The sequence below is a fragment of the Lentzea alba genome (assembly GCF_011067745.1).
In the GTDB taxonomy this organism is placed as follows: Bacteria; Actinomycetota; Actinomycetes; order Mycobacteriales; family Pseudonocardiaceae; genus Lentzea; species Lentzea alba.
Genome location: NZ_JAAMPJ010000018.1, coordinates 1 through 14,892, shown reverse-complemented (window position 1 = coordinate 14,892; position 14,892 = coordinate 1). Strand labels below are relative to the sequence as shown.

Annotated in this window: 18 protein-coding genes and 1 pseudogene; 7 read left to right on the top strand and 12 right to left on the bottom strand. The window is 68.3% G+C overall.

What is annotated here, in order from left to right; genetic code table 11:
* Positions 1–48: 48 nt before the first annotated feature.
* Complete coding sequence (locus G7043_RS43680; protein ID WP_166054928.1) at positions 49–717, bottom strand: MOSC domain-containing protein; 669 nt, start codon at positions 715–717, stop codon at positions 49–51.
* Between the two features lie 10 nt (positions 718–727).
* Complete coding sequence (locus G7043_RS43675; RefSeq protein ID WP_166054926.1) at positions 728–1,117, bottom strand: MerR family transcriptional regulator; 390 nt, start codon at positions 1,115–1,117, stop codon at positions 728–730.
* Between the two features lie 61 nt (positions 1,118–1,178).
* Between G7043_RS43675 and G7043_RS43670 the strand changes: the two genes are divergently transcribed.
* A complete protein-coding gene (locus G7043_RS43670) occupies positions 1,179–2,213 on the top strand; it encodes an aldo/keto reductase (RefSeq protein WP_166055209.1) in 1,035 nt (344 codons plus the stop codon).
* A gap of 15 nt (positions 2,214–2,228) precedes the next feature.
* Here G7043_RS43670 and G7043_RS43665 read toward each other — a convergent pair whose 3' ends face one another.
* From G7043_RS43665 to G7043_RS47915, 3 genes are read right to left on the bottom strand one after another with little or no spacing between them, the layout of a single operon-like run.
* Entirely contained in the window at positions 2,229–3,350 is a 1,122-nt protein-coding gene (locus tag G7043_RS43665) for a hypothetical protein (protein ID WP_313888385.1), read from the bottom strand.
* Complete coding sequence (locus G7043_RS43660) at positions 3,347–4,861, bottom strand: alkaline phosphatase D family protein (protein ID WP_166054924.1); 1,515 nt, start codon at positions 4,859–4,861, stop codon at positions 3,347–3,349. The genes G7043_RS43665 and G7043_RS43660 overlap by 4 nt, the downstream gene beginning before the upstream one ends.
* A gap of 11 nt (positions 4,862–4,872) precedes the next feature.
* On the bottom strand, positions 4,873–5,406 hold the full coding sequence (locus tag G7043_RS47915; RefSeq protein ID WP_207312539.1) for an FAD-dependent oxidoreductase: 534 nt from the start codon (positions 5,404–5,406) through the stop codon (positions 4,873–4,875).
* A 66-nt stretch (positions 5,407–5,472) separates the two neighbouring features.
* Here G7043_RS47915 and G7043_RS43650 point away from each other — a divergent pair, with 66 nt between their 5' ends.
* The gene (locus G7043_RS43650; RefSeq protein ID WP_313888384.1) at positions 5,473–5,952 is read left to right on the top strand and encodes a GbsR/MarR family transcriptional regulator; all 480 of its coding nucleotides are present in this window, start codon (positions 5,473–5,475) and stop codon (positions 5,950–5,952) included.
* Here G7043_RS43650 and G7043_RS43645 read toward each other — a convergent pair.
* Positions 5,879–6,439 carry a TetR/AcrR family transcriptional regulator gene (locus tag G7043_RS43645; RefSeq protein WP_313888383.1) on the bottom strand — a complete coding sequence of 187 codons (561 nt, stop codon included), beginning with the start codon at positions 6,437–6,439 and terminating at the stop codon, positions 5,879–5,881. The two genes, G7043_RS43650 and G7043_RS43645, sit on opposite strands and share 74 nt — an antisense overlap.
* A gap of 108 nt (positions 6,440–6,547) precedes the next feature.
* Here G7043_RS43645 and G7043_RS43640 point away from each other — a divergent pair, with 108 nt between their 5' ends.
* Both G7043_RS43640 and G7043_RS43635 read left to right on the top strand, forming a co-directional pair.
* Positions 6,548–7,492 (top strand): SDR family NAD(P)-dependent oxidoreductase, encoded by a 945-nt coding sequence (locus tag G7043_RS43640; RefSeq protein WP_166054919.1) that lies wholly within the window; start codon positions 6,548–6,550, stop codon positions 7,490–7,492.
* Positions 7,489–8,433, top strand: coding sequence for an SDR family NAD(P)-dependent oxidoreductase (locus G7043_RS43635; protein WP_166054918.1), 945 nt, complete (start codon positions 7,489–7,491; stop codon positions 8,431–8,433). Before G7043_RS43640 ends, G7043_RS43635 begins: the two co-directional genes overlap by 4 nt.
* Here G7043_RS43635 and G7043_RS43630 read toward each other — a convergent pair.
* Both G7043_RS43630 and G7043_RS43625 read right to left on the bottom strand, forming a co-directional pair.
* Positions 8,430–8,570 (bottom strand): annotated as a pseudogene (locus tag G7043_RS43630) (IS481 family transposase); the annotation flags it as partial. The gene G7043_RS43635 and the pseudogene G7043_RS43630 sit on opposite strands and share 4 nt — an antisense overlap.
* A gap of 33 nt (positions 8,571–8,603) precedes the next feature.
* Complete coding sequence (locus G7043_RS43625) at positions 8,604–8,942, bottom strand: VOC family protein (RefSeq protein WP_313888382.1); 339 nt, start codon at positions 8,940–8,942, stop codon at positions 8,604–8,606.
* Between the two features lie 227 nt (positions 8,943–9,169).
* On the opposite strand from G7043_RS43625, the gene G7043_RS43620 reads away from it, so the two are divergent.
* Together G7043_RS43620 and G7043_RS43615 are read left to right on the top strand one after the other, a co-directional pair.
* The gene (locus tag G7043_RS43620; protein WP_166054916.1) at positions 9,170–10,213 is read left to right on the top strand and encodes a chitinase; all 1,044 of its coding nucleotides are present in this window, start codon (positions 9,170–9,172) and stop codon (positions 10,211–10,213) included.
* Between the two features lie 165 nt (positions 10,214–10,378).
* A complete protein-coding gene (locus G7043_RS43615; protein ID WP_166044524.1) occupies positions 10,379–10,585 on the top strand; it encodes a hypothetical protein in 207 nt (68 codons plus the stop codon).
* 85 nt (positions 10,586–10,670) lie between these two features.
* On the opposite strand, the gene G7043_RS43610 is transcribed toward G7043_RS43615, so the two are convergent.
* Both G7043_RS43610 and G7043_RS43605 read right to left on the bottom strand, forming a co-directional pair.
* The gene (locus G7043_RS43610) at positions 10,671–11,063 is read right to left on the bottom strand and encodes an SgcJ/EcaC family oxidoreductase (RefSeq protein ID WP_166054914.1); all 393 of its coding nucleotides are present in this window, start codon (positions 11,061–11,063) and stop codon (positions 10,671–10,673) included.
* 50 nt (positions 11,064–11,113) lie between these two features.
* On the bottom strand, positions 11,114–12,385 hold the full coding sequence (locus G7043_RS43605; RefSeq protein ID WP_166054912.1) for a hypothetical protein: 1,272 nt from the start codon (positions 12,383–12,385) through the stop codon (positions 11,114–11,116).
* A 120-nt stretch (positions 12,386–12,505) separates the two neighbouring features.
* On the opposite strand from G7043_RS43605, the gene G7043_RS43600 reads away from it, so the two are divergent.
* Positions 12,506–13,087: an acetoacetate decarboxylase family protein gene (locus tag G7043_RS43600; RefSeq protein ID WP_166054910.1), complete on the top strand. Its 582-nt coding sequence runs from the start codon at positions 12,506–12,508 to the stop codon at positions 13,085–13,087.
* On the opposite strand, the gene G7043_RS43595 is transcribed toward G7043_RS43600, so the two are convergent.
* Together G7043_RS43595 and G7043_RS43590 are read right to left on the bottom strand one after the other, a co-directional pair.
* Positions 13,075–13,905 (bottom strand): hypothetical protein, encoded by an 831-nt coding sequence (locus tag G7043_RS43595; RefSeq protein ID WP_166054908.1) that lies wholly within the window; start codon positions 13,903–13,905, stop codon positions 13,075–13,077. The two genes, G7043_RS43600 and G7043_RS43595, sit on opposite strands and share 13 nt — an antisense overlap.
* Positions 13,902–14,756, bottom strand: coding sequence for a hypothetical protein (locus G7043_RS43590; protein WP_166054906.1), 855 nt, complete (start codon positions 14,754–14,756; stop codon positions 13,902–13,904). The genes G7043_RS43595 and G7043_RS43590 overlap by 4 nt, the downstream gene beginning before the upstream one ends.
* Between the last annotated feature and the right edge of the window lie 136 nt (positions 14,757–14,892).

The following is a 14,892-nucleotide window of genomic DNA, read 5'->3' as shown; positions in this document are numbered from 1 at the left end:
GTTTGCGAGCGTAATACGAATGGGGCCGGGGTCACAGGGCGTGCTCGGTCAGGAATCGAGTTCGACGGTCTTGCGCTTGTGCACGAGCTCGATCACCCCGGGTGACACCGAATCTCCCGCCTCCAGCAGGCGGGGGAGCAGGTCGGCTTCGGTGAGGACGGCCCGGAAGTACATCTCGACGGTGACGTCGTGGTCCGGCCGGTGCACGACGGTGATCTCGTCACCGGAGGCGATCAGCCCGGCCTCCAGCACGCGGAAGTAGGCGCCGGGCCGATTGACCTGCGTGAACCGTTTCACCCAGCCGCGCTGCCCCAAGAAGCCTGCGAAAGTCCGGCACGGCACGCGCGGCCCGGTGACCTCCAGCAGCGCGGTGCCGACGCGCCAGCGTTCGCCGACGAGGGCGTGCGTCTGGTCGATGCCCTGCGTGGTCAGGTTCTCGCCGAACTGGCCGTTGTCCAGGTCGACGCCCAGTTCGGCCTGCCAGAAGTCCAGGTCCTCGCGGGCGTAGCCGTACACCGCCTGGTAGTCGCCGCCGTGGTGGTTCCAGTCGCCGATCAGGTCGCCGTGGATGCCGCTGCCCCCGCTGCCCTTCGGGCCGGGCGGGCTGACCTCGAGCGGTCCGTCGACGGGCCGCTTGTCGATGGCGGTGACGCCCGTCTTGGCGTAGTCCACCGGAACCGTCTGGCGGGCGATGTTCAGCGAGAGCACGACGGGCATGCGCCCGAGGCTATTGGCCGACCGCCTTCGCGGCGATCGAATTTACGTATTCCTCGTAGATTCCGACCTTGTAGGTGATGGTGTCCAGGCACTCCTGCAGCTGGACCATCTGCTGCCGGACGCGTTCCTGGTGCTCCTTGAGGATGTCCAGGCGCTGCGGTTCGTTGCCGTCGCCCTGGCGGACCAGCTCGGTGTAGCGGCGGATCTCCGGCACCGGCATCCCGGACATGCGCAGCATGATGCACATGCGCAGCCAGTCGACGTCCTGCTGCGTGTACACCCGGCGGCCGCCCGGTCCTCTGTGGACCTGGTGGGCGAGGATGCCTTCCTTCTCGTAGAAGCGCAGCGCGTGCACGCTCAGCCCGGTGCGTTCGGCGACCTGTCCGATGCTCAACTGCATGCTTCGATCATATGTTCTTGACCTAGAGTCGACTCTAGTTCGTAGGTTTTCGCTCATGAACATGCGCTATCGCGTACTCGGGGGAACGGGCATCGAGGTCAGCCACCACTGCCTCGGCGCCATGATGTTCGGCGATGTCGCCAACTCCGACCACGACGAGGGTGTGCGGATCATCCACCGCGCGCTCGACGCCGGCATCAACTTCGTGGACACCGCCGACATGTACTCGGCGGGGGAGTCCGAGGAGATCGTCGGCAAGGCTCTCGCCGGCCGCCGCGACGACGTCGTGCTGGCCACGAAGGTGCACTTCCCGCTCGGCGAGGGCCGCAACCGCAGCGGCAACTCGCGCCGCTACATCGTGCGCGCCGTCGAGGACAGCCTGCGGCGGTTGGACACCGACTGGATCGACCTCTACCAGGTGCACCGGCCGGACTACACGACCGACGTCGAGGAAACGCTGTCGGTGCTCACGGATCTGGTGCGGGACGGGAAGATCCGGGCGTTCGGGTGCTCGACGTTCCCGGCCGAGGAGATCGTCGAGGCGCACCACGTGGCGCTCGACCGCGGGCTGATGCGGTTCCGGACCGAGCAGCCGCCGTACTCGATGCTGGCGCGCGGGATCGAGCGGTCGGTGCTGCCGACGGCGCAGCGGCTCGGGATGGGTGTGCTGGTGTGGAGCCCGCTGGCCAGCGGGTTCCTGTCGGGCAAGCACCGGCGGGGCGCGTCGGCCGAGGCGTTCCGGGCGACGCTGACCCCGGACCGGTTCGACGAGTCGCTACCGAAGAACGCGGCGAAGTTCGACGCGGTGGAGCAGTTCGCGAAGCTCGCCGACGAGATCGGGGTGTCGTTGCCCGCGCTGGCGATCGCGTTCGTGACGTCGCATCCGGCGGTGACCTCGGCGATCACCGGGCCGCGCACGATGGAGCACCTGGAGTCGTTGCTGGAGGGCGCCTCGCTGGTGCTGACCGACGACGTGCTGGACCGGATCGACGAGATCGTGCCGCCCGGTACCGACACCTACGACGTGAACGGGTTCTGGAAGCCCGCGTCGCTGCTGGACGTCCACCAGCGACGCAGGCCTCTCGATCAGCGCTAGTGCGGTGGCACCAGGTCACCAGGCCTGGGTGGTCAGTCCGGTGCCGAGGTAGACCTGGTCGTGTCCGTTGCCGTCGTTGTCGTCGGTGTAGACGACGGTGACGCGGCCCCACGGGTCGACACCGACGGCGGGCTCGTCCTGCCTGCCGTCGGCCTTCGAGACCGTGAGCTGTCGCTCCGGCCGGCCGGTGGTGGTGCCGTCCGGGTTGTAGACCTGGGTGTAGACGTCCTGCGCCTCCGCCGTGGTCACCGCGACGCCGAGCTGGTCGTCGATGCCGACCTGCGGGTCGGTGCCGGTGGTCTGGGCCGTTCCGGTCCTGGCCGCTCCGGCCGCGGTGAACGACTGGGTGCGGACACCGGCCTGTTCCCAGGCGACGGCGAAGTCACCGTTGAAGTTGGCGGCCACGGCGGGGCGTTTTCCTTGTCCCGTGGTGGTTTGCGCCAGCTTCACGCCGCCGGACGGGGTGAGGATCTTGCGGGCTACGTTCGCGTCCGCCTCCCAAGCCACGATCGCGTTGCCTGCGGCACCCATCGCGACCTGGGGCTTCGCGTGGGTGCCGCCGGCGTTGTTGACCTGTGCCTCGTAGGTCTTGCTGGAGATCGACGCGAACCCGCTCACCCGCACGGTGGACGGGTTCGTGCCCTGCTTGTCCTCCCACGCGACCGCGAAGCCGCCGGTGTCCGGATCCGCCGCGATGCTGGGGAAGTGCTGCTGGCCGTCGGCACTGGCGTTGGCCGTGCCGGAACCCGAGACGGTGCCGGAGGCGCTGACCGAGCGGACCGCGATGTTGTAGAAACCGTTGCCGTCCGGGTCTTCCGACCACACGACGACGGCGCTGCCGTTCTCGTGCAGTGCCACGTCCGGCTGCCAGTGGCGCCAGTTGCCGGTGCCGCCGGTGCTCAGCTTCTTCTCGTAGACGGAGGCGCCCTCCTTGTAGAGCCGGATCCAGACGTCCGAGTGGACCGGGTCGGCGGGGTCGGTGGTGTCGCGGTCGTCCTCCCACACGACGGCCGTGTAGCCGTTGCGGGTGGCCGAGACGGACGCGTTGTCCTGGTCGCCGGTCGACTCGCTGTTGACCGTGGACCACGTCATGGGCGCGGGGGCCAGCAGCAGGCTGGCGATCAGCAGAGTCTTCACGGCGCCTGCAATCCGGGGTTGGTGGCCTCGACCACGTAGCTGCCGACGGTCTTCACCGGGTAGTCGCGGACGGTGACCTTGTCGACGGCGCGGAAGTCGACGCGCATCTGCGTGGAGTTCGTGCGGGTCTTGACGTAGCCGCGCAGGTTCTTGAAGTACTTCACGTGCGGGTTCAGCGTCGGGTTGAGGCTGTTGTCGGCCGCGTTGCCGTCAGCGCCGGACGTGATCGACGTCGTGACGAGCTCGGTGCCGATGATCCGGTTCTGCGACTGGTAGTTCTGCATGAGGTTCGCGGCCCAGCTGCGGTGCACGTCACCGGTGAGCACCACGGTGCCCTTGTTGCCGTTGGTGTCCCACGCGTTCTGGATGCGGGTGCGGTTGGCGGTATAGCCGTCCCACGCGTCCATGCTCCTGGCACCGTCCGCGCTGTTGAGCCTCTGGGCGAAGAACACCTGCTGGCCCAGGAAGTCCCACGTGCCGAGCTTCTGGCGGAGGCCGTCGATCAGCCACGTCTCCTGCGAGGTGCCGGTGAGCGTGCGGTTCGCTGCGTCGGCTTCCGGGCAGACCTTCGAGCCGTCGCCGCACGCCTGGTCGTTGCGGTACTGGCGGGTGTCGAGCATGTGGAACGTGGCGAGGCTGCCCCAGCGGACCCTGCGGTGCAGCAACATGTTCTCGGCGGTGGGGGCCTGGGCGCTGCGCAGCGGCATGTGCTCGTAGTACGCCTTGTACGCGGCCGCGCGCCGGGCTTTGAAGTCACCGGCGGGGTTCGTGTCGTTGCGGATCAGGTTGGCGTAGTTGTTCTCGACCTCGTGGTCGTCCCAGACGACCAGCCACGGTGCGGTGGCGTGCGCTGCCTGCAGGTCCGGGTCGGCCTTGTACTGGGCGTGGCGGACCCGGTAGTTGGCGAGCGAGCTGATCTCGGCGTCGGGCGCGAACTCGCGGACCTTCGTGGTGGTGGCGGCGCCTTCGTAGATGTAGTCGCCGAGGTGCAGGATCAGGTCGGGGTGCTCCTCGGCCATCCGGCGGTAGGCCGTGAAGTAGCCCTCCTCGTAGTGCGCGCACGACGCGAAGAGCATGGTCAGTTCGGGGGAGGTGCCGACGGCCGGTGCGGTGAGGGCGCGGCCGACGGGGGAGAGGTGACCGCCGGTGCGGAAGCGGTACCAGTACTCGCGGCCGGGTTCGAGGCCGGTGAGGGTGACGTGGACGGAGTGCGCGCTCGCCTGCTGGGTGGTGAACGTGCCGGTCCGGACGACGGCGGTGAAGCGTTCGTCGGTGGCCACCTGCCAGTCGACCGCCGTGTTGGTGTTCGGCATGCCACCGAGACCGTCGGCGGCGAGGGGGTTGGGGGCGAGCCGGGTCCAGATCACGAATCCGTCGGCGGCCGGTTCGCCGGACGCGATGCCCAGGGTGAAGGGGTAGCCGATGGCGTTGGCCGGACTGGAGGTGAGGACTCCGGCGCTTGCTCCCACGAGGCTGCCCACGATGAAGGTACGTCTCCGTAACGTGGTCATGACCAGCAGGCTTACCGAACGCGGGTAAAGGCGCGCCTAATCGTGTGCGGCTTCAGGGTGGCTTCCCACCAAGCAAAGGCGGCGTGGTCGTCCGGGTGGATGTCGAACGCGTCGGCGAGCAGTTCGGCCGCGGAGAGCGGGATGCCGGTGTCCCGGACGGCCCGGTAGAGCAGCGCGACGTGGTCGCGGGACCAGGATTCGAGGCGCAGGCCGGGTAATCGCTCGGCCTCGCAGCACGGTTGGGCGCACACGACGACGTCGAACCACTCGTCTTCGTGGTCGTTGAACGCGACCGTGACGCCGAACCGGTCGGGGTGCAGCGCGGTGACCTTGCTGTGCCGGGTCTCGTAGTGCAGCGGCCAGGGCAGGGCGGCGAGCCGTTTCGCGGCCTGCAGATCGGGACCTTTGAGTCGCACGGGTGCCGGGCGCGTGCCGTGGTCGAGCACGACGACCTCCCACGTGCTGCGGCTCAGCCGAAGTGCGGTCGCGAGGCCCGCGACCCCGGCGCCGACGACGAGTGCTGTGCCCGCTGTACTGGTGGCCATAACCAGCCCCTTCCCCCTAGGATCGAGGCTAGCGAACGTTCAGAAATTTCTGAAGACTGGGTGACTGTGACGGGCGAGACAGATCGCAGGGAAGCGGCCGAGAGCCTCGCGCTGGCGCTGGTCGGCGCCGGGATGCAGCGGATGGCGGCGCGGGCGCTGGCGGCGTTCCTGTTCTCCGACAAGGAGTCGCTGACCGCGGGAGACCTGGCGGAGGAGCTGGGCGTGAGCGCCGGGTCGGTGTCCGGCGCCATCAAGATGGTCGCGCAGATGGGGTTGATCGAGCGCAGTTTCGTGGCGGGGAGCCGGCGCGAGCACTTCCGGATGCGCGACAACGCCTGGACCACGCTGTACTCGCGGCAGCACTCGATCATCGACGACGTGCTGTCGGCGGTCGAGCGGGGTGTCGACGCGGTCGGGGCGGGGCCCGCGTACGGCCGGCTGACCTACATGCGCGACTTCTACACGTACCTGCTCAACGAGGTTCCGGCGCTGGTGGAGCGCTTCGAGGAGCAGCGTTCCGGGCGCCGTGGAGAATCCCGTCCATGATCAGGTTCAGCATCCGCTTCGCCTGATCCGCGTCACCGTTCTGCCCGACGGCGATGAGCATCGTCAGCACGTCCACGGGTTCCGCGGTCGCGCCGAGCGGGGTCAGCAGCTGGTGCAGGGCGGTCGTCATCTTGGCGCGGCTGTGCTCGAACGGGTTGATGCCCAGTGCGATCACGGCCTGCAGGGCGTCCTTGAGGTCGCGCTTCGTCGCGACGTAGGCGATGAAGCGGTTCATCCACTCCCGCAGCGCGGCTTCCGGCTCGTGGGTCTGCAGGAGTTCGGGCGCGGCGTCGCAGAGCTTCTCCAGCTCCGTGCGGTAGACGGCCTCGATCAGGGCCTCGCGGGTGGGGAAGTGCCGGTACAGCGTGCCGATCCCGACGCCGGCCTTCTTGGCGATGGCGCCGAGCGTCACGTCCTTCTCGTGGGTGAAGGCGTCGAGCGCCACCTCGAGCAACAACCCGCGGTTGCGGACAGCGTCAGCACGCACTTCATCACTCCATCGAGTCACTTGCCAAACGGAGGACCCTCCGTTTAGTGTGGAACTCGAACCGGAGGAACCTCCGTTTCAGTGTACGACACAGGTTGGGGATTTGAGATGAGCGAGCGCATCACCACCCCGTTCGGCTTCGAGAGCACCGCGCTCGAGGTCGTCGAGGGCGTCGACCTCTCGGGCCGTCGCGCCGTGGTCACCGGTGGAGCGTCGGGCATCGGCGTCGAGACCGTGCGGGCGCTGGCCGCCGCGGGCGCCGAGGTCACCATCGCGGCGCGGAACGTCGAGGCGGGGCAGCAGGTCGCCGCCGAGCTGTCCGCCGCCACGGGCAACAAGAGCATCTTCGTCGCTCCGCTGGAGCTGACCTCGCAGGACTCGGTGAAGGAGTTCGTCCGCTCGTGGGACGGCCCGCTGCACCTGCTGATCAACAACGCGGGCGTGATGGCCACCCCGCTGACCCGCACGCCGGAGGGCTGGGAGCTCCAGTTCGCCACGAACCACTTCGGCCACTTCACGCTGACCACCGGCCTGTTCGACGCGCTGCGCGCCGAGGGTGCCCGTGTCGTCAACGTCAGCTCGGGCGGCCACCTGATCAGCCCCGTGGTGTTCGACGACATCCACTTCGAGCGCCGCGAGTACGACCGCTGGGCGGCCTACGGCCAGTCCAAGACCGCGAACGTCCTCTTCGGCGTCGAGGCCGGCCGGCGCTGGGCGTCCGACGGCATCACGATGAACGCCCTGATGCCGGGCGTCATCCTGACGGCCCTGCAGCGCCACGTCACTCCGGAGGAGTTGGCGGAACGCCGCCGGCAGCGCGGCGACACCGTGCCGGTGCGACTCAAGACGCCGGAGCAGGGCGCCGCCACCACGCTGGTGCTGGCCGTGTCCCCGCTCGTCGAGGGCCGCTCCGGCCTCTACTTCGAAGACTGCGAAGAGGCCCTGCCGCACACCCCCGGCATGACCGGCGGCCTCGCCGCCTACGCGACCGACCCCGAAGCAGCCGCCCAGCTGTGGAAGGTCTCCGAGGAAACTCTGAAGGTGCAGGCATGATCACCACTGGATTCGGATTCGACACGACCGCCCTGGAAGCAGTCGAGGGCGTCGACCTCAGCGGCCGCCGCGCCATCGTCACCGGCGGAGCGTCGGGCATCGGCGTGGAAACCGTGCGAGCACTGGCCACGGCCGGCGCCGAGGTCACCATCGCCGCCCGCGACGTCGACGCGGGCCAGCGGGTCGCGTCCGCACTGTGCGCCGCCACCGGCAACAAGAAGATCACGGTGGCCAAGCTCGACCTCTCCTCCCAGGCGTCGGTCACTGCCTTCGCGCGCAACTGGGACGGCCCGCTCCACTTACTGATCAACAACGCGGGCGTGATGGCCACCCCGCTCACCCGCACGGCGGAGGGCTGGGAACTCCAGTTCGCCACCAACCACTTCGGCCACTTCGCCCTGACCCTCGGCCTGTTCAACTCGCTGCGAGCCGAAGGCGCCCGCGTGGTGAACGTGAGCTCGTCCGCACACCTGATGGGGGAGGTCGTGTTCCAGGACATCCACTACGACCGCCGCGAGTACGACCGCTGGCAGGCCTACGGCCAGTCCAAGACCGCGAACATCCTGTTCGGCATCGAAGCAGGCCGCCGCTGGGCCTCCGAGGGCATCACCATGAACGCCCTGATGCCCGGCAGCATCGCCACCAACCTCCAGCGCCACCTCACCCAGGAGGAACTGCAGGAGCGCATCCGGATGAGCGGCGGCGCCTCGGGCCGCCGCATGAAGACGCCGGAACAGGGCGCCGCCACCACCCTCGTGGTAGCCACCAGCCCGCTCCTCGAAGGCGTCTCGGGCAAGTACTTCGACGACTGCAACGAGGCGGCCCCGCACATCGCCGGCGACCCCCGGCGCGGCGTCGCCGCCTACGCCCAGGACCCGGAGGCCGCAGCTCAACTCTGGAAGCTGACCGAAGAAACGCTCTGGTCCCTGAAAGCGGCCTAGGTGTAGTGACTCGCGGGGTTGCTGACTCGGCTGATGGGTGAGCGGCCGCCGAGCGCGGTGTGGCTGCGGTGGTGGTTGTAGGTGTGCAGAAATCCTGCCAGGGCGTGGGCGCGGTCGTCGTTGCTGGTGCAGGGCCGTTGTCGGTGCGCCAGCAGCGCATCCACTTGGGCTTAGGACGACGTCAGGCAGAAGGGGTGGCCGGCCGGATCCAGGAGTACCCGCCAGCGTCCGTCGCCGGGCTGGTGGTCCGGTTTGGCCGCGCCGAGTTCCAGGGCCAGTTCTTCCGTCGCATCGAGGTCGTCAGCGCGGAAATCCAGGTGGAACTGTTGTGGCACGTCCTGGCCCGGCCACTGCGGCGCCCGGTATCCGTCGACCCGCTGAAATCCCAGATCGCATCCGGAGTCGTTCGTCAGAGCGACGAACTCGTCCGTGCTGAAGAGTTCGCGCATCCCGGTCAGTGCACCGTAGAAGTTCGCCAGCGTCCGCGGGTCGGCACAGTCCAGAGTCACGCCTCGCAGTACAGCGTCTGGCACCATTCGCTCCTTCGCGTCCGCGTGGCTGTCTCCGTGAGCCGCCGCCCGCACGTGGTCACCGGCCACGGCCGCACCGTACTCGCCACCCGCACTGCTGAAGTAGCGGTTTAACCCTGCCGCAGAGCGCGTCAGGGTTGTAGAGGTCTGGACCATTTCGTGCTTCAATGACCAAGGGTCGCCGCCTGTAAGCGAAAGGTGAGCGAATGTCTGCCCGCTTGTTGCTGAGGGCACTGACCGCCCTGCTTCTGCTCGTGAGCACCGTGCTCGTCCCGTCCACCGCGCAGGCAGCCGACACCTGCGCGCTCAAGTCCCGTCCGGCCGGCAAGGTTCTGCACGGGTACTGGGAGAACTGGGACGGCGCCTCGAACGGGGTGCATCCGCCGTTCGGGTGGACGCCGATCACCGACAGCCGCATCAAGCAGCACGGCTACAACGTGATCAACGCGGCGTTCCCCGTCATCCGGTCCGACGGCACGGTGCTGTGGGAGGACGGCATGGACGCCGGCGTCAAGGTCGCCACGCCCGCCGAGATGTGCGCGGCGAAGGCGGCCGGGGCCACGATTCTGCTGTCGATCGGTGGTGCCGCGGCGGGCATCGACCTGAGTTCGGCGGCTGTGGCCAACCGGTTCGTGGCCACCGTCGTGCCGATCCTGAAGAAGTACAACTTCGACGGGATCGACATCGACATCGAGACCGGGCTGGTGGGCAGCGGCAACATCAACCAGTTGTCCGCCTCGCAGGCCAACCTGATCCGCATCATCGACGGCGTGCTGGCCGCCATGCCCGCGGGGTTCGGTCTGACGATGGCGCCGGAGACCGCGTACGTGACGGGCGGCAGCATCGTGTACGGCTCCATTTGGGGTGCCTATCTGCCGATCATCAAGAAATACGCTGACAACGGCCGTCTTTGGTGGCTGAACATGCAGTACTACAACGGGTCCATGTACGGGTGCTCGGGCGACAGCTATCAGGCCGGCACCGTGCAGGGCTTCGTCGCGCAGACCCAGTGCCTGAACAAGGGGCTGGTCGTGCAGGACACCACGATCAAGGTGCCCTACGACAAGCAGGTGCCCGGGCTGCCCGCGCAACCGGGCGCCGGTGGCGGGTACATGAGCCCGTCCCTGGTCGGTCAGGCGTGGAACAGCTTCGGCGGTCAGCTCAAGGGCCTGATGACCTGGTCGATCAACTGGGACGGCGCGAAGAACTGGACCTTCGGCGACAAGGTGAAGTCGCTGCAGGGGCGCTAGTTTCGTCCCCCTTTTTCGGAGAGAAAAGGGCCCGTCGCTCCCGCTATCGAGTCGCTATCGAAGCGCTCTGCACACACCGACAGAACATGGAACGAGGACCGAAGGAGCCGGTGGCTGAACTGGTGTCAGCCAGGGGGAACGCCCCCGACAAAACCGGAGGTAGAAATGTTCACCAGCCGCAAGTCCGCCGCCTCGACGCTGGTTTCGCTCATCATCGCGACGCTCGCCATCCTCGGAATCGCGAGCGGAACTGCCTCCGCCGACACCCACTGGAAGTCCGTCCCCGTCACCACCCAGGGCCCGACCGACTGCCCCGCCGACACCCACTGGAACGCCGAGCTCCAGATCTGCGTCGAGGACACCCACTGGTGAACCCGGCTCGACCCCCTGACGAACCCCCGTCCTGATGCCCCTCGGGACGGGGGTTCTTCGTGTTCGCGGCCGATGGTGAAACGGGCTAGAGCACGACGGTGTTCTGCCCGGCGGCGATCCGCCACGTACCGTCCTCCCTGGACAGCACGTAGAGCGGCGAGCCCTCGGCCACGTCGAGGTAGGAGCCGTCGGGCGCGACCCGGCGCTGGCGGACCTTCACCGCGGCCACGTCGGGCCGGATGAACAGCACGTGCGCCACCTCGTAGGAGGCAAGCGCCTCCGCTCCGGCGCCGGGCAGGACCTGGCGGGTGAAGGAGGCGATCTCGTCCCGCCCGGTCAACCGCTTGCCGTGTGCGGTGGTCCAGATGGCGTCCTCTCTGAACAGGCCGATGAACTCCTCGGGGAGTTCGTTCTGCTGGGCGTGCTGAACGGTGGCGACGAGCTTCTCGATTTCGGTGGTGTCCTGTGTGATGGTCATGGTCAAGATCGTGCAACCTCGACCATGCTTGAGGTCAAGCGCGAGTTGGATCACGTGCGGGGTGCGACCCGGGACTCGTACGAATTCGGCTTGTACCAGGGGTGGTAGAAGCAACCCGTGCCGTACTTCCGGTCGTGGGCGGGGCAGGAGGCCGCGATCAGGAAGGGGTTCGAGCGCACACCCCACTTCTCCCACGCCTGCAACGACTGCATTGCCGCGGCGTACTCGGAGTCGCTGAAAGCGCTGTGCGTGGCCTCGGTGGTGAAGGTCTGCACGAGGTTGTACCAACGACCGGCCTTCAGCACCGTGTCGCGGTAGGCCGACTCGTGTTCGACGAACGCCGTCGGGTCACCGATCGCGTGCACTGTCAGCACCGGGATGTCGATCTTGCCGGTGAGGTCGCTGTCGTAGGCCAGTTCCGCGCGGGCCGCCGGGTCCGCGGCGAACCGTTCGACACCGGCGTTCAGCGCGACGTCGTCGTGCGAACCCTGGTAGACGACACCCGCGTTGCTCCACGGGTTCCGGTCGCCCAGGCGGTTGTGCACGATGTCGCGGAACGTGAACGTCGCGAAGTTCAGGTGCGAGTTCAGCGTTTCCTCGGGAATCTTGGTCACCGTGAGGATGTCCTCGAGCTTCTGCTGCTGCGCGAGCGTGCGGTTTCCCACGACACCAAGGCATTCCTCGATCCGGCTGCGCAGCCCGGCGGTGGTCATCGTGGAACCCGGTCGCAGGCCCTGCCACAGCGGGTACTGCACCTCGGACGGCCGCGGGTGGTTGCCGCAGTAGTACTGGTAGACCACGCGCAGGTCGACGCGGTAGTCGTAGCCGCGCGAGCCGCCGGCCAGCACGCCGCTGGTGAACAGCGCCGCGTCATAACCCCGGTACAGCTCGATGGTCTTGGCCGCGACGTTGCCGCCCCACGACTGCCCGTGGAGGTAGACCTTGTGCGGCTTGAGCATCGCGCTGACCATCCTGCGCAGGTTGTCGGTGTCCTCTGCCGCCATCCGCGTGCCGTAACCACCGCGCCGGTACGAAGTGCCCGCCCACGCGTAGCCCTCCTTGACCATCACCGCCCAGCGGTTCAGGTCGTCACGCGTGCGCTCGGGCGTGGGGTCGCCCAGGTCTGGGCCGCCGTGCGAGTGCACGACCAGCGTCTTGTTCCACCTCTTCGGCACGGCGATCGTGTAGTACGCGCCGTTGGCGTCCCGGCCCTCGTAACAGGTGGTGCCGGCGGGGACGTTCTCCGGGCACGGTGCGGCCGGGGGGAGGTGCACCGGCGTCGTGAGACTCGCGGTGAGTGCGAATGCCAGCAGGACGTTCATGGCGGAATCGTGAGTCCACCTCGATTAGTGGTCCAGCTCACTCGCGCAAACTTGGGATTTCCCTGACGTTGTGATCGTGGTGCGCGGGTGGGCGTCTACCCGACCCGATACGGTCGTCGCATGCAGTATCCCGCCGAACCGTGGCACATGCAGGGCTCGCTCGTGATCTCCTTGTTCCGGGTGCCGCGCAAGCTGGTACCGGACGCTCACCTGCCGTCCACCGCGCGACTGATCACCTTGGCGGGCAACGCTTTGGTGGCCGTCGCGTTCGTTTCGTACGAACCGGGCAGCGAGCTCACCTACGAGGAACTGCTCGTCGCCACACCGGTGCTCGACGAGGGCCGCGTGGCCGTGTCGGTGCCCCAGATCTGGGTCGACAGCGAGGCGTCCCGGGACGGGGGCCGGGAAATGTGGGGGATCCCGAAGAAACTCGCCCGATTCGGTGAAGGCTCGTCGATCGCCGCCGTCGCGGTGGCCGGTGGCGTGCGACTGCCGGGCCGGTGGACCGCGGCGGGCTGGACCGCGCAACGCTTGGACGGCCGTGACGTGCGCACGCGGATGCGCATGTCCGGACGCGTCAGCGTGGCCAGGTCCGCGTGGTTGTTCCCGGCCGGCGGTCCGCTGGGTTACCTGACCGGGCGAACGCCGCTGGTCAGCTTCACGATGAAGGACATGCGGCTGACGTTCGGTCAGGACCGGTAGCGCACGCTGTTGAGCACGTGTCGCGCCCACGCGTGGTCAGCGGGATCGTCGTGAACGCACGTCACGAGCAGCAGCTCGCCGAACCGCGCGACGTGCCCGTAGAACTCGTGCCGCCCCGTTTCTGTCGTGAGCCACAAACCGTGTCGCAGCTCGACCCCGTCCCGGACGAGAAACTGCTGGTCAGCGGGTACAGCAGGCGCGCCGTCCAGGGCCATCTCCAGGAAGCGCTCCGCGGGCGTTCCCTGCGCGCGGCGGATGTCGACGAACACCGTGCGGCCGGGTCCCGCGAACCGCAGGCCGTCGTCGAGCAGGTGCGGGGTGAGGCCGGCGGTGCGCTCGATGCTCCACGTGCCGATCAGCTTCTGCCGGATCGAGACCGGCAGCTCGACGAGGAACGCGCTGAGCACGTGATCGCGGTCCCAGGTCGTGCCGAGCAGCGGGTGTTCCACGAGTTCGGGCAGGTAGTCGGGCTCGCGCACCTCGGCGACGACCGGAGCGCCGTGCAGGCCGTCCCACGGCTTGAGGTCGTGCGCGAACGTGCCGGTCAGCCGCAGTGACGCGTACTCGGGCCCACCCCAGGCGGCCGCCGCCCGCCGCGCCTCGGCCGCGCTCACCCGCATCCACGCGCCGAACCACAGCTCCAGGTCACCGGTCAGCTCGACGGGTAGCAGGCACCGGGCGAACGCGGCGTCGCCGGACAGCAGCACCTTGCCGCCCGCCAGTCGTTCGAAGCCCTCCGAACCTGGAGGTAGCCCGAGGTTCAGGTCGAGCGCGCCGGACTCGTCGATCTCGGCGCCGCAGCACTGGCAGGCCGTCATCCGATGTACCGCACGCTGTTCAGCACGTGCTGCGCCCACGCGCGGTCTGCCGGGTAGCGGTGCACGCAGCGCACGGAAAGCATGGTGCCGCGGCGGACGACGTGTCCGTGGAACACCTGCTCCTCGTGGCCGTCGATGACCTCGCTCAGCCAGAACGCGTGCCGCAGTTCCTCACCGTCGTGCGTGACGGAGTGCTCGGCGCTCGCGGGGTAGCCGTCGAGCACCGCGCCCAGGAAGTCGCTCGGGCTGCCGCCGGTGCGGTCGGCGTAGACGTCGAGGCTCACCTTGCGGCCGGGGCTCGAGAACCAGACGGTGTGGCCCTCCACCACACAGCGCATGCCCTGGGTGCGTTCCACGGTCCAGACCTCGCCGAGCGTCTCGCGGACGGGGACCGGCAACGGCTGCCGGATGCGGCACAGCACCTCGTCGCGGTCCCACTCGCCGTCCAGCACCGGGTGCGAGGTGTAGTACGGCAGCTCGTCGGCGTTGAGGACCGCGGCCTCGACCGGGACGCCGAACAGGTCCCACGGCCGGATGATGTTCGCGAACGAGCCGCACACGCGCAGATTCGTGTATTCCGCGTCGTTGTCCCACACGGCGTGTGCGTACATCGCGTCGACCTTGCTGATTTTCATCCACGCGCCGAACACGAGCTCGGTTCCGCCGGTCAGCCGAACCGGGAGCAGGCAACGGAGGTAGGAGTCGCCGCCCGGTCCGACGAGCAGCCCGCCTGTCGGGGCACCGAGCTGCTCGCCGGGTACGCCGATCAGTTGCTCCGGGCGGTTCAACCGGTAGTCGATGCGGTCCGTAGAAGGAATCTCGGCTCCGCAGCATCCGCATTGGACGGTCATGCGGGCATGCTAGTGTCGTGCGCCGGAAATCCGCCAGGTAAGTCTAGTGTGGGTTGATGGCGCGGATTGGACGTCCTCCTGCTGTGGTGACGTTGACCGAGCAGGAGCGGGAGACGCTGCAGCGGTGGGCGCGGCG

Bases quoted from the DNA above. Each gene is read 5' to 3' on its own strand.
- G7043_RS43590 (WP_166054906.1), bottom strand. From the start codon at position 14,756: ATGACCGTCCAATGCGGATGCTGCGGAGCCGAGATTCCTTCTACGGAC.
- G7043_RS43670 (WP_166055209.1), top strand. From the start codon at position 1,179: ATGCGCTATCGCGTACTCGGGGGAACGGGCATCGAGGTCAGCCACCAC.
- G7043_RS43675 (WP_166054926.1), bottom strand. From the start codon at position 1,117: ATGCAGTTGAGCATCGGACAGGTCGCCGAACGCACCGGGCTGAGCGTG.
- G7043_RS43615 (WP_166044524.1), top strand. From the start codon at position 10,379: ATGTTCACCAGCCGCAAGTCCGCCGCCTCGACGCTGGTTTCGCTCATC.
- G7043_RS43620 (WP_166054916.1), top strand. From the start codon at position 9,170: ATGTCTGCCCGCTTGTTGCTGAGGGCACTGACCGCCCTGCTTCTGCTC.
- G7043_RS43605 (WP_166054912.1), bottom strand. From the start codon at position 12,385: ATGAACGTCCTGCTGGCATTCGCACTCACCGCGAGTCTCACGACGCCG.
- G7043_RS43595 (WP_166054908.1), bottom strand. From the start codon at position 13,905: ATGACGGCCTGCCAGTGCTGCGGCGCCGAGATCGACGAGTCCGGCGCG.
- G7043_RS43635 (WP_166054918.1), top strand. From the start codon at position 7,489: ATGATCACCACTGGATTCGGATTCGACACGACCGCCCTGGAAGCAGTC.
- G7043_RS43660 (WP_166054924.1), bottom strand. From the start codon at position 4,861: ATGACCACGTTACGGAGACGTACCTTCATCGTGGGCAGCCTCGTGGGA.
- G7043_RS43680 (WP_166054928.1), bottom strand. From the start codon at position 717: ATGCCCGTCGTGCTCTCGCTGAACATCGCCCGCCAGACGGTTCCGGTG.
- G7043_RS43600 (WP_166054910.1), top strand. From the start codon at position 12,506: ATGCAGTATCCCGCCGAACCGTGGCACATGCAGGGCTCGCTCGTGATC.
- G7043_RS47915 (WP_207312539.1), bottom strand. From the start codon at position 5,406: ATGGCCACCAGTACAGCGGGCACAGCACTCGTCGTCGGCGCCGGGGTC.
- G7043_RS43640 (WP_166054919.1), top strand. From the start codon at position 6,548: ATGAGCGAGCGCATCACCACCCCGTTCGGCTTCGAGAGCACCGCGCTC.
- G7043_RS43610 (WP_166054914.1), bottom strand. From the start codon at position 11,063: ATGACCATCACACAGGACACCACCGAAATCGAGAAGCTCGTCGCCACC.